Here is a 13,333-nt window from a genome sequence, read left to right as displayed (position 1 = left end):
AGCCCCTACAACATTTCTCCCGGCCTCCCTGCTTCTACAATTAGCAGAATTGTATAGCGTGAAGCCTATATATGCTGGCGTAACCATGCACAAAAGGCGCAGCCCGCGGCTGCGCCTCATGTACAATATTATCCTGCCCTGAATCAGTCAAAAGCGCGATGCTCCACAGCAGGTTTGACCAGCGGAGTGCCTAGCGCAATCCATGACAGTACGCCATAGAAATGCTGGGTCTCACGCAGCCGCACTACCTCAATCGTTGCTTCACCGCCCGTTCTGTTCTTCAGCGACGCGTGGAAGTACGGCTGGTTAGCCATGGCCACCAGCACATAGCCGGTATGGCCGAAGCTCTCGTCAAAAGAAACCGTCACCTCCACACTCTCCGCCTCACCATTGAACATAAACGCCGTCATCCCGAACTGCTGCAAAACATCGCGGTTCCCGACACTCTGCACCGGATGGAAGGACAGATGCTCCGCATTGACTGATCCCGGAGACAGATGATCTCCGTTCACTGCACCCTGAGCAATATGATGGCTCTGGATGCTGCCTTCTTCCAAATGCCGGGACTGGACGGCAAAGGGAGCGATTTTGGAAGCCTTAACCGCCTCATCCTGCAGTTCAGAGCTGCCTACCGCACCTTCGGCCAGATGTCCGGTGCCGACGCTGTGAATCGCAAGCTTCGCTCCGTTCACACTATGGTCCGGGAGCAGCTCCGGGGTCAGCGCATCTCCGGCCAGATGCTCCAGGCCGATGCTGCCGGGACGGATATGGCGCCCGTCAACAATTCCGGGAGACAGATGGCCTCCGTAGATGCTGCCCGGAGCCAGATGATTAGGCCCCACCGCTCCTGGCGCCAGCTTGCTGCCGTCTATGCTGCCTTCTCCAAGCAGCTCAGAGGTTAGTGTGCCCTCTGCCAGATGCTCACGCTGGATGCTGCCCGCGCGGAGATGGCTGCTATCCACTGAATCAGGCGCCAGATGATCCCCGCTCACCGCATTTTGAACAATGTGGTAGCTCTGCACGCTGTCTTCTTCCAGATGCCGGGACTGGATGGCAAAGGAAGAGATTTTGGACCCATCCACTGCCTCATCCTGCAGCTCTGAGCTTCCCACTGCGCCTTCCGCCAGATGCCTGGTTCCAATGCTGTGAGGTGCAATCTTCCCCCCTGTAATACTGCTGTCCTGGAAAAGCTCGGAGGTCCGGGCATCCTGAGCCAGATGCTCCAGGCTGATGCTGCCGGGCCGGATATGACAGCTGTCCACAGCTTCTGGCGCCAGGTGACCGCCATAGATACTGCCGGAAGCCAGATGGATAGAGCCCACAGAACCCGCAGCCAGCTTGCTTCCTCTAATACTGCCATCCGGCAGCAGTTCCGCACTTCTCGTTTCTTCCGCCAGATGCGCCAGCCGGATAATCCCAGGCCCCAAATGACGCTCCTGAATGACTCCGCCTGCCAGATGCTCTCCGTCCACGCTCTGCGGCTGGAGATGCTGTGAACCCACTGCGCCTTCGGCCAGTTTGCGTCCGCCTATGCTGCCATCCGGCAGCAGCTCTGCACTTTTCGTCTCCTCGGCCAGATGCGCAAGCCGGATAATCCCTGAACCCACATGACGCTCCTGAATCACTCCGCCTGCCAGATGCTCTCCAGACACACTCTGCGGCTGGAGATGCTGCGATCCCACTGCGCCTTCGGCCAGCTTGCTTCCACCTATGCTGCCGTCCGGCAACAGCTCCGCACTTCTCGTTTCCTCCGCCAGATGCGTAAGCCGGATAATTCCTGAGCCCAAATGACGCTCCTGAATGATTTCGCCTGCAAGATGCTCTGCGTCCACGCTCTGCGGCTGGAGATGCTGCGGTCCCACTGCACCTTCAGCCAGCTTACTTGCGTCGATGCTTCCATCCGGCAGCAGGTCCGCTCCCCGCGTATCCGCAGCCAGATGACTGAGCTGAATGCTGCCGGCGCGGATATGCCGGCTGCTTACCGCATCCGCAGCCAGATGACCGCTATACACACTTCCCGCAGCCAAATGGAAGGCACCTACTGCCCCTGCTCCCAGCTTGCTGCCTGCGATGCTGCCATCCGGGAGAAGATCCGCGCTGCGCGCCTCCTTGGCCAGATGCGCCAGCGTAATCTCTCCGGCACCGATATGCCGGGCTTCCACCGCTGCCTGCGCCAAATGAACAGCCTGCACACTCGCTTCAGCTAAATGAACTGATTCTACAGCACCCGCTGCCAGCTTCTCTGCGCCAATGCTGCCGTTAGGCAGTAGCTCCGCACTGCGGACCTCCTCCGCCAGATGCGCCAGACTAACACTGCCATCCGCGAGATGCCGCCCTTCTACTGAGGCCTCAGCCAGCTGGCTTCCGCCAACACTGCCGGGAGTGAGATGGCGGGAAGCCACCGCTCCCTCGGCCAGCTTCGTGCCGCTGATGCTGCCATCCTGAATCTGGATGGAGGAGACAGAGCTTGGAATAAGATGCCCGTTGCCAACCGACATCGGCCGGATATGTGCACCACCCACGCTGCCCGCTGCCAGATGTCTGCCTTGCACAGAGGTATCCTTCAGCGAATCCGGGCCGACTGCGCCTTCCGACAGATGCTCGCTCTGCACTGCTGAGGCTGCCAGCTTCTCTGCACTCACACTGCCGTCCGCCAGTTTAATGGAAGTGACGGCCAGATCACCGAGCTTATCCGTTGAGACACTCTCCGGCGATAGCTTCAGGGAAGTGACGGCATAGTCAGCCAAATGATGCGGCTGCACAATCGCCGCAGCAAGATGGGCCTCCTTGACGGCACCGGAGGACAGCTTATCTGCCGTTACTGAACCGGATTGCAGCGCGGATGAAGTCACACTGCTGTCTGCCAGATGCCGGCGTTCTATAGCACCGGATGCCAGATGACCGGCATCTACTGCCTCCTCCTGCAGCGCACGCCCACTGATGCTGCCGTCCGCCAAATGCTTCTCCTCCACGGCGCAGACCGCAATATGCTCTCCGCTGACCGCTTCTTTGGCAAGAATCGTACCTCCGACCGCGCCCATGGCCAGCTTGGCGGTAATGATGCTGCCGTCCGCCAGCTTGGCTGCGGTAATACTCTGGGGGCTAATATGTTCTCCTGTAACAGATTCATACCCCAGTTGTTCTTCTGTAACTGCCCCTTTGGCCAGATGGCCGGTCAGGACGGAATGCTCCTGCAGCTGGTCTGAGCCTACAGATTCTGCAGCCAGATGAGAATTATCCACGGCCTCGCGCTGCAAATGCGCCGAAGTGACAGCCTGTGCGGCAATCTGCGCACTGCGCACTGCAGATTTCGCAATATGGCGCGTCATCACGGCTTCGTCAGCCAGCTTATGGGCGAGAATGCTCTGATCTGCGATTTTGGAAGAGGTAACCGCCTGCTCAATCAGCTGTGTAGTTCCTACCGCACCGTCCGCCAGCTTCACAAAAGAAATGCTGCGGTCTGCCAGATGACGGCTGCCAACCTCACCTTCGGCGATATGGTCCGCATGGATGCTCTCCGGGTTAATGTGCTGGCTGCGGACAGCCTTCGCCGCGATCTGCCGGGACCCGGCAGCCCCATCTGCAAGATGCCCGCTCTCAATAATACCGGGCTGAAGCTGCTCCTTGCCGATCAGGCGTGCCGCCAGCTGTTCCCGTCCAATAGCCCCCGGTGCCAGATGCCTCGCGGTAATAACGCCTTCCCCTACATGCCGGCTCTCGATCACCGCATCACCCAGCTTGACACCGCTGATCTCGCCATCGGCGATTTTGTCGGCGGACACCGCTTCGTCAGCCAGCTTAGAGCGGTCAATACTGCCGTTGCTGAGATGGCGGCTGTCAATGCTGCTGCTGAGAATCTTCTCACCGGTCACCGCCCCGTCATCCAGCAGCTCCGCTGTGATAATGAACTCACTAAGATGCCTGCTGCTGATTGCTCCATCGGCAATATGTTCTCCGCTGATCATTCGGTCTGCCAGCTTCTCGGGACCAACGCTGCCATCCTTCAGCTTCTCGCCGCCAATGGAGTGATCCAGCAGCTTGCCCCCGCTGACACTGCTCTCCGCCAGATGCTCACCGGTAACGGACTCGGGCGCTATCTTCGAGGAGGTAACCGCCCGGTCCGCAAGGTTGATGCTCTGCACCGCATAATCCTGCAGCCAGGGTGTGCCGATAATGCCATGCTTCAGTCTGGACCCGTCAATGGTCCGTGGAGCAATCTTGGCACCGGTGACGGAGCCATCAGACAGATCATCGGTGTATACGGGCTGCAGGCGTTCTTTTTCCAGAGGAGCCGTTACCTCAGCTTCAAGCAGGGCAGCACGGTCCTCCTGCACGCGTAACTCTTCCGTCACCGTTCCCTGTTTCCCCTCCAGTGCAGGTACAGTCTGCCGGAGCGGCGTGGTCAATTCCAGCATCTCCACCCCGCTCACCTGCAGGGTAAAATCTTCTGCCTCTGCCGATTCCACCGCTTCCGATTGTTGGGGTTTCTGTGTTTTGGGACTGCTGTCTATCATGCTAAGTTCAGTCGTATCGGGATTATCCACGTAATAGAGCGGTCTTTTGGCACTGCGCTGCTGTTTTCGTTTGGGACCCTTCACAAGCAGTCTCCTCCTTCCATCTAATGTATCTTCTAGGCATCATATGCAGCAGCATAGGCGGATGACACCCTTCTCCTTACCGTCATCCAATCTTCTCCTTCCAAAAAAGGGCATCTGCCGCCGCGCATCCGTCCAACCCTTACGGGCACGTACATACATACAATGACAGGAGACATAAAAACAGCCGGGAAGTACTTCAAGATAACAGGAGGAACGAACATGGGGCAAAAGCTCGTTGGGATACTGCTAAATGCCGCTATGCACGGGGGCGTTCCCCGGTTAAAAACCGGACAGGAATCTCTGGCCAACTACGAAGAGGCCGCCGCCGCATACGGATTAACCCCTTGCTTTGTGAAGCTGTCCGACATCGACGTGGCGTCCGGCTTCAGCAGTGTCTATATGAAGAAAGGTCCGCAAGGCTACCGCAGACAGACCGTCCCTACGCCGGAGGTTATCCACAACCGGGCAATCTATGCTCCCGGCAGCACCGGTGTTGAGCGCCTGCTGCGGCAAGGGATTCAGGTCTACAACAGCTGCAACCGCTACGGCAAGGATCAGATTCACGGCCTGCTGGAGCGCAGCTCCGAACTGCAAGCTTATCTGCCGGTCACTGCAAGCGGACTCTCCGGCCTGAGGGAGATGATGAGCCGCTACCCGGATCTGATCCTCAAGCCTTGCCGGGGCAGCGTAGGTAACGGCGTGATGCGGCTCACCCGCAGCGGCGAAGGCCGCTGGCTCTGGAGCTACTCTCTCTCAGGCTCAAGACGCAAGATTAGCAGAGCCGTTAACCCGGACGCCCTTCCCCGGGTCCTCCGCGCCCGGCTCTCTTCTGTGCCTTATCTGGTCCAGGAACGGATTCCGCTGGCCGAGATGAACGGACGCCCCTTCGACCTGCGTGTCACGGTACAGCGGGGCTGGGGCGGAGCGTGGCAGGTCACCGGCCTGTTCGCCAAGCTGGCTGCGCCCGGCGGCTTTGTATCGAACATTGCCAGAGGGGGCGAAGCCCTGAAGTCCTCTTTTGCCCTGGAGCAGGCATTCCCCGGAGAAGAGGCAGCCAGAATCCGTATGTCCGTCCTCTCCCTCAGTCTCGCCATCGCCCGTGAGCTGGAGAAGAGTCTGCCGGGGCTGGCCGATATCGGTCTGGACATCGGTGTCACGAAGCACGGACATCTGTATTTCATTGAATGCAACGGGCGCGACCAGCGTTACGGCTTCCAGAAGGCCGGACTGCGCGGGGTATGGAAAGACAGCTACCGCCAGCCTATGGGCTATGCCAGATATCTGTACGAAGAAGCATTAAGAATGAACTCTTATTGATTTGTCTCCTATTCTATGTCAATATAATGCAGAGCGGGTGGAGTCCCTTGGCACGGGATTTGTACTGCTGCATGATGGAAGGGAGATGGGCATGGTTAAACAATTGCTGCGGCTGATGACCGAGCTATCCTCGCACAGATGGCTTTCCAGGTTGATGGGGGCTTTATCCCACAGCAGACTCAGCCGCCTTATGATTCCGGTATTTATTCGTTCCTATCAGATTCCTGCCGCCGAGGCGGAGAAGGCTGCCGGAGAATACCGTACACTGAATGAATTCTTCAGCCGCCGCCTGAAGCCGGGAATGCGCCCGGTGGCCAGCGGTGAGCATGCCGTAGCCAGTCCTGTAGACGCTATGATTACGGCAATGGGCGAAATCAACTGCGGCACGATAATGAATGTGAAGGGGCAGGATTATACACTGGAGGATTTGCTTAATCACTCGCCACACCTCGAACTGTACAAGAAAGGCTATTATTTTGTCCTCTACTTAAGCCCTACCGATTATCACCGGATTCACTCCCCGTTAACCGGACAGCTGAGGGAGAGCGATTATATCCGCGGACGGGCTTACCCCGTGAATGATTTCGGCATGCGCCATATGAAGAGTGTCCTGAGCCGTAACGAACGGCTGATTACTTATATAGCCGGCAGCTATGGCGAGACCGCCGTGGTCAAGGTAGGCGCAATGAATGTGAGCAGTATCCGCTACACCGATGAGGCGGCCAAAGAATGGCAGCGCGGTGACGACCTGGCTTATTTCGAATTCGGTTCCACGGTTGTTCTGTTGATGGAGAGCGGCACCTTCACCCCGCGCCCGGGGCTTACCCCGGACACGAAGGTGAAGATGGGCGAGCTGCTGGGAGAGATGCGGCGGCCGGTGTAACACCAGGTGCTCCCAGCCTGCGTAACGATGTAATCTACAGAATAACCCCCGCCCAAGGACACGAAACCGTGGCCTTGAGCGGGGGTTATTTGCACTGTAATGAGGCTGCAGGGCGGGCGCGGATCCTGCGTTCGCTGGAGCTTTTTAACGGATAAAGGTGTATCTTACGCGCTCCGATTTCCGGAAGTAGGCTGTCCATATCGCACAGGTGAATAACGCTCTAATCAGATCACGCATGCTGCTTCCATCCTCCAGCTCACTGGCAACAGGAATATTCATCACGAGCACATAATCAATGATCCCGATCAGCAGGTTGACGGAATAGAGGATAATCATCATGCGCGGCAGAAGCGCCTTTTTTTGATAGAATAGAACCAAAGTAAAAATAGTAAGCAATAGCAGCACTCCGTTCGCAGCGGCTTCAAATATAATTGTCGGCGCCCAGAGCGGATGGTACATTTCCCCTTGCGGAGATGCCAGAAGTCCCCAATACTCCCTGCTGAAGCTTGGAATATTGTAGTTCACCAGCTGATACGATACTTGAATGAATGTTGCGATTAATCCAATCTGCACCAGCACCAGCCAGCCTCCGAGACCTGACGGGCGTAGCGGTGGATATACATACGGTTCTTTTTCAACCTCTGATTCCAACTTTATTCCCCCTTTAATTGCGGTGAAGACGATATGGCTTTCAATTGTTTATTAATGGCATTAGCCAAACCTTCATAAGATGAATCAGGCAATAATTCTCCGTTTACCATGAATTGCGGTGTACCATTAACTCCATAGTGACCTGCAGTTTTGTAGTCCTCCTTTACATCAAGCATATAGGTATGGCTCCTTAAGTCTTTTTCAAACAAATCATAATCAATATCCTTTATATTTTCCTTCACTAAATCAAGCAAAAAAGATTCTGTAGCCCATATCTTGCTTTCATCCCCTTGGTGTTTGTACAGAATGTCATAAAACTCCCAGAACTTATTGTTATCCTGCTTAGCAATAGCTTCGCCCGCACTCGCGGCAAGAATAGAGTCACGATCTATAAAGGCGTAGTTGATAAAGAACAGTTCAGCCTTTCCAGTATCTATGAACTCATTTAAAAATCGTTGCATGTTCATTTCTTTCCATTTTTTACAGGCCGGACATTTAAAATCAGCAAATTCAACAACCTTTACTTTTGCCTTGGAGTCACCGAGATGAGGTTGTTTGTCATACTTCAGCCCTTCCGTCTGATATTCACCTTTAATTTGAGTATAATTAGGCATTTCTTCCACTGAATAGGATTGGCCTGATGTATGATCTATGGCTACAATCGATATTAATCCAATCAAAATGAGTGCAAAAATAGAAGAAGCCATGAATATTGATCTGTTTATCTTAGAACCTTTTTTTCGTTTTCTCACATTATTTGACAAACTGATTCTGCTCCTTTTGAAGGACCTTCATAATCTGAAGGTCCTTTTCATGTAGTAGTTAAGGAGATACAGGCATACTGGGCTTCGAGACATTTCCCGCCTCATCTACAGCAATAACCGTAATTGAGATAACTTCATTTTCAGGAAGCTGTAGTTCAATTCCTTCATGTGCAGTAGTTTTTAGCACAAGTTTTTCGTTAATGAATACCCAGTATTCTTTGATACCCCTGTTATCTTTCGATTCTTCCCATTGCATAACAATTGCACCGGTATTCTTAGTCATTTTCACATAGGCAGGAGCAGTAGGTGCAATGAGGTCTGGCATCACAAACCCTTCAGGGAATTTTATGTTCTTATAAAGACTCTGTCCGGCCTCTCCGCTTACAATTAAATCTTTTGTCAGAAGCGTACTGCTGGTTATAGTCTTGAGAGAAGTAGTTTGACTTGGTGTTAACCCCAAAACAGTTACTGGAACTCTGGAATCATAAGAACTTCCATTACCTAATTCTCCGCTACTGTTACCTCCCCAAGTCTTCACTATGTTTCCGTCAATCGCTGCATTATGACTTACACCCGCATCTATGTCTTTAATATTTGTTAGAGCTGAAACAGTAACAGGAGAAGATGAAGGACTAGTGCTATTATTACCTAATTGTCCAGAGGCATTATAACCCCAGCTGTAGAGAGCCGAATCCTTCTTTGCAATGCTATGGTACATACCCGCTGAAATTTGCGTAATTCCGCTAATAGAAGTTACATTTACAGGGTTGGAACGGTCCGTATAAGTCCTATCCCCAAGTTGCCCATACGAATTGCTGCCCCAGGCCCAGACGGTTCCATCTGTCTTTAGGGCAAGTGCATGGTAGAACCCTGCTGAAAGACTGCTCACATTGACCAATGAGTTAACTTTTACCGGAATCATTGAATCTGTTGTAGAACCGTTTCCCAATTGTCCGTTCATATTCATTCCCCATGCCCAGACACTGCCGTCATTCTTAAGAGCCAAACTGTAGAACATACCTGCACTTATAGCTTTCACTCCGCTTAGTGAAGGGATCTTTGTAGGAGCATATTTATTCCCTGTAGTTCCAAGCCCTAATTCACCATAATAATTCGATCCCCATGCCCACACCGTTCCGTCGCTCTTGAGCGCCAGAGAGTGTGTTTGACCTGCCGAAATGGCGGTTACAGATTGGAAATTCTCAATCCTAGTCGGCAGGTACTGCTGGTAAGGAATTGGCTGATATCCCAGCTGCCCCAGGGAATTATCTCCCCAGCCCCATACAGAGCCATCGCTTTTAAGAGCTAACCCGTAAGACCCGCCTGCCGAGATCGCAGCTATTGAAGAAAGGTTCACAGTTTGGGTCGCCTTATTAGAACTAGTTGCCTTCCCATTCCCTAATTGCCCTTGGTAGTTATTCCCCCAGGCCCAAACAGAGCCATCACTCTTCAAGGCATAAGTTTGATCAGAACCTGCGGAGACAGCCATTGGAGCCGAAGCCTCCATCGTTACCGACACCACATTACTAGAGGCAGAAACATTATTAGCATAATCCCTCGCCTTAACCGAGAAGGTATATGTGGTTCCAGGCGCAAGACCTGTAGCAGTGTACCCTGTCACTGACTCGATGGAGTTACCGTCTACAGGAAGTGCCTGAATCAGATTTGACCCTCGGTAAACCAGATAATCCTTGATACCGTGATTATCGGAAGCCTCGTTCCAAGAAAGTACAGCTGTAGTTGCTGTTTTTCCTGTACTCGTCAAATTAGGGGTAACTGGAACTTGAGTATCAACTGGATAATCTATTCCAGTTACTATAGTACGGGTACGCTGCAGAGTCAGATTGCCTGTCCCCAGTTGAGCATCACTATTAACTCCCCAGGCCCACAAGGAGCCATCCAGTTTGACAGCAAAGCTGTAAAACTCAGCAGCCTCAATATCAGCAATTCCATCCAAATGTGCAGTTCGAACAGGAAGCAGTCTGTTCTGAACAAGAGTGCCGTCTCCCAATTCACCTTGGGCATTGTCACCCCAGCTCCAGACCTTACCTTCACCAGTTAATGCTAAATTATGAGCATAAGAGGAAGATATCTTGATAATATTACTCAAATTCTGAACCTTTGACGGACCGGCGGCATCATAAGTGGACCCATTTCCAAGCTGACCGTATGCGTTAAAGCCCCAGGTCCACACAGTTCCATCCTTCTTAAGTGCCGCTCCGTGCATATAGGAGAAATCAATTTGAATAATATGATCTAGCCCTTGAACCTGCAAAGGGATAAGTTGTTTATATTCAGCAGTTGGATTATATCCAAGAATTCCTCTGGAGCCATCCCCCCAAATCCAAACGGTGCCATCCTCTTTCAGTGCCATAGTGTTGTAATATCCGCCAGCAACCGAGACAACCGAGTTCAATCCGCTGACTTGCACAGGAACAGCAGAACTATTAATTGTTCCCGTACCCAGTTGTCCAAAACCATTATTCCCCCAGGTCCAGACCGTTCCATCCTCTTTCAGGGCCACGAAGTGTCCGAGGCCAGAGGAGATAGATACGATATGATCAAGTCCGGCTACTGACTGCAAGGATACATTGCTACCGGCACTACTTTGTCCCCAGGTCCACACGGTTCCATCAGCACGCAGCCCGATATTCTGGGTCAATCCAGATGAGATCATAGCGAATCCGTCGAGTGCTGAGATTCGTGTTGCAATATTTCGGGTTACGAGAGTACCGTCTCCCAATTGACCTTTATTATTAAGTCCCCAGCCCCACACCTGTCCCTGATTATTCAGAGCAAAGTTGTGATCACGATATCCAGATACCGCAATGTTACTGGTAAAGAAAACTACTGGAATCGTTTCTTCAGAAACATTACCAGCATTATCTATGGTTACTACAGTAATTGAATACTTCTCATTCGGACGAAGATTTTCCAGCTTAATCTGCTGATTCTTGGTGATTCCAAGCAATTCTTCTCCATTCAAAATTTCATATTCGTTCACTCCTGATAGGCTATCCGAACCTGCTGACCAGCGAATCAGGGCTGAAGTACCAAACTGATTAATTTTAAAAATATTCGCAGGTGCGACCGGCGGAGTTAAATCGATCTTAACAGTGCCTTCTGCAGTTGCACTTAGATTTCCCGCCATATCAATCGTCCGGGCATACACCTTGGTAAGTCCTTCGCTGCGGACAGGAAATGAATTAACATATTCACTCCACTCTGCAGCCGTACCTACCTTATAATTGTAGCCTCGAACTTGACTCTCAGCATCTGTACCACCATCCAGATTGATATAGACTGGTTCATTAGTCCAATCGGAAGTACTAAGACCAATTAATGGCACAGTAGGAGATGTTTTATCAAACTGCAATGTATGTTCGGCTATCACACTGCTGTTTCCGGCATAGTCCAGAGTCCGGGCATATATATTCATCAGTCCATTCCCGTTTACCACTACAGGAAGGGTATAATCAAGCCACTCGCCAGAGCTTCCTACACGATACTGTGATTTTAAAGTACCGCTCTGACTGTCAACACCATCCGTTATAGTAACGGTGAACGAAGAGTTACTCCACACATCCGGACTAATATCGAAATCAGGAGAAGACGGTGGCTCCTTATCCACACTGATCTTCGTTTTTTTTGCTTTTTCCACGTTCCCGTCAACATCCGTTGAACGGTAGTAGATGATTGTACTAGGCCCTTCTACAGAAAAAGGAGTGGTGTACTTATTCCATGTCTGTCCCGCATTGAAACTATACTCAGAATATTGTATTCCTGAATGCGCATCGGTTGCATTAAGAGAAACCGTAACATTACTGTTGTAATAAGAATTTTGTCCTAACGTTCCATTCACTGAAACAGATGTCTCTGGAGGGAAATTATCTTTTTTTATGGTGAAGGAAACTTCTTTAGGTACTTCATTATTGTTATTTAGTCCAATGGACTGATAAAGAATATGGTATACCTTTTTATCTGAGAAAGAGATCGGTTGACTGTAGGTTAGCCAAGATCCTCCATCGTCCAAGCTATAGCGGGTTGAAGAAACGCCAGAGCCCGGATTCTGAATGGTGAGCCCAAGTTCTACTGTCCCGTAATAAATACCGTTAACATTTAGATTTCCATTGATTTGATGTACGGTTACCGGAGCACCCTCAGCGGCTGCCGCCGAAGGTGTTCCAGTTCCAATACCGGGGATAAGAAGCGTAAAAACAAGCATTAAACTTATGATAAATGTAAAGGGCCGCTTTAATGAGTACATTTCATTCCTCCGAATGCTTCGATTTAATTTGAGTGTAGTCAACTTCATGCCATAGGTATCCAAGGAGGATTGGTGGAATATATACAGGTCTACCCCATTCGTATTTCAAATCCAGCATAAGTTCTCCCAGCCATAATTCTCCCTTTTCATCATATTGCATTTTCCATTTACCACTTTCAACAGCTTTCCCTTGATTCAATCTTTGCTCAGCTTCAGCATAAGAAAACTCTGTTCCCTTGTTATTCTCAATGGCTTGTAGTGCTGCTTCATATTCACGTTGTTGTAGTTGCTCCACTTCTTCTGTGAACTCTGAATCATATACAACTGAGAAGTCCAAACCTGGCAATTGATATTCTTCAATAAGTTCTTTAAATAATTCAGTTACATATACTTTAGCCGCTGCCTTCTCTTTAATTTTAAATATAAAGGTTTTTTCAGGAACTTTAGCAAAATCAAACACTAGTTTATCAAAACCTAAAAAGTACTTCTCTTTAAACCATTTAACCTTTGACTTTTGCCAATCTACACAATCTAAAACATTGATTACATTAATCATAAAGATATTAAGCTCATCATGAAGGAGAGGAAGAAACTCAACTTCATGTGCTATAAATGGCTTAAGTATCTGCATAACCCTTACTGATATTATAGGTTTTCCATTTATAAAATGAGGGAAATCATTAAACAACTTTTCTTTATGTGTAATCAATTCAATCGGCTGCCAAGAATAAGCTAACTTTTGCCCCTCAAAATCATTATTAATAGAATGAGAAGCTTGTTTTTCATCCTCATCATTCATAATCAAAGTAGTGGTTATGGAGTAATCAACTTTAAACTCGTAAATTTTCATATA

The 13,333-nt window shown here is 50.6% G+C and carries 7 protein-coding genes; 2 read left to right on the top strand and 5 right to left on the bottom strand.

What is annotated here, in order from left to right; genetic code table 11:
• Positions 1–143 precede the first annotated feature (143 nt).
• Positions 144–4,598, bottom strand: a complete 4,455-nt coding sequence (locus tag MKX63_RS10740) for a WIAG-tail domain (protein WP_341016982.1) — start codon at positions 4,596–4,598, stop codon at positions 144–146.
• Between the two features lie 219 nt (positions 4,599–4,817).
• On the opposite strand from MKX63_RS10740, the gene MKX63_RS10735 reads away from it, so the two are divergent.
• Entirely contained in the window at positions 4,818–5,915 is a 1,098-nt protein-coding gene (locus MKX63_RS10735) for a YheC/YheD family endospore coat-associated protein (protein ID WP_341016981.1), read from the top strand.
• Positions 5,916–6,006: 91 nt separating this feature from the next.
• Positions 6,007–6,798 (top strand): archaetidylserine decarboxylase, encoded by a 792-nt coding sequence (gene asd / locus MKX63_RS10730; RefSeq protein ID WP_341016979.1) that lies wholly within the window; start codon positions 6,007–6,009, stop codon positions 6,796–6,798.
• A gap of 144 nt (positions 6,799–6,942) precedes the next feature.
• Here the strand turns inward: asd and MKX63_RS10725 are convergent, their stop codons facing one another.
• The 4 genes from MKX63_RS10725 to MKX63_RS10710 are packed head-to-tail and all read right to left on the bottom strand — an operon-like array spanning position 6,943 to position 13,330.
• Positions 6,943–7,449, bottom strand: coding sequence for a DUF2569 domain-containing protein (locus MKX63_RS10725; protein WP_341016978.1), 507 nt, complete (start codon positions 7,447–7,449; stop codon positions 6,943–6,945).
• A 2-nt stretch (positions 7,450–7,451) separates the two neighbouring features.
• Entirely contained in the window at positions 7,452–8,213 is a 762-nt protein-coding gene (locus MKX63_RS10720) for a DsbA family protein (RefSeq protein ID WP_341016976.1), read from the bottom strand.
• Positions 8,214–8,271: 58 nt separating this feature from the next.
• Positions 8,272–12,528 (bottom strand): RCC1 domain-containing protein, encoded by a 4,257-nt coding sequence (locus MKX63_RS10715; RefSeq protein ID WP_341016974.1) that lies wholly within the window; start codon positions 12,526–12,528, stop codon positions 8,272–8,274.
• Entirely contained in the window at positions 12,482–13,330 is an 849-nt protein-coding gene (locus MKX63_RS10710; protein ID WP_341016972.1) for an imm11 family protein, read from the bottom strand. Before MKX63_RS10710 ends, MKX63_RS10715 begins: the two co-directional genes overlap by 47 nt.
• Between the last annotated feature and the right edge of the window lie 3 nt (positions 13,331–13,333).

The sequence above is a fragment of the Paenibacillus sp. FSL R7-0179 genome, assembly GCF_038002265.1.
In the GTDB taxonomy this organism is placed as follows: Bacteria; Bacillota; Bacilli; order Paenibacillales; family Paenibacillaceae; genus Paenibacillus_AQ.
This window is presented reverse-complemented; position numbering and strand designations above follow the sequence as displayed.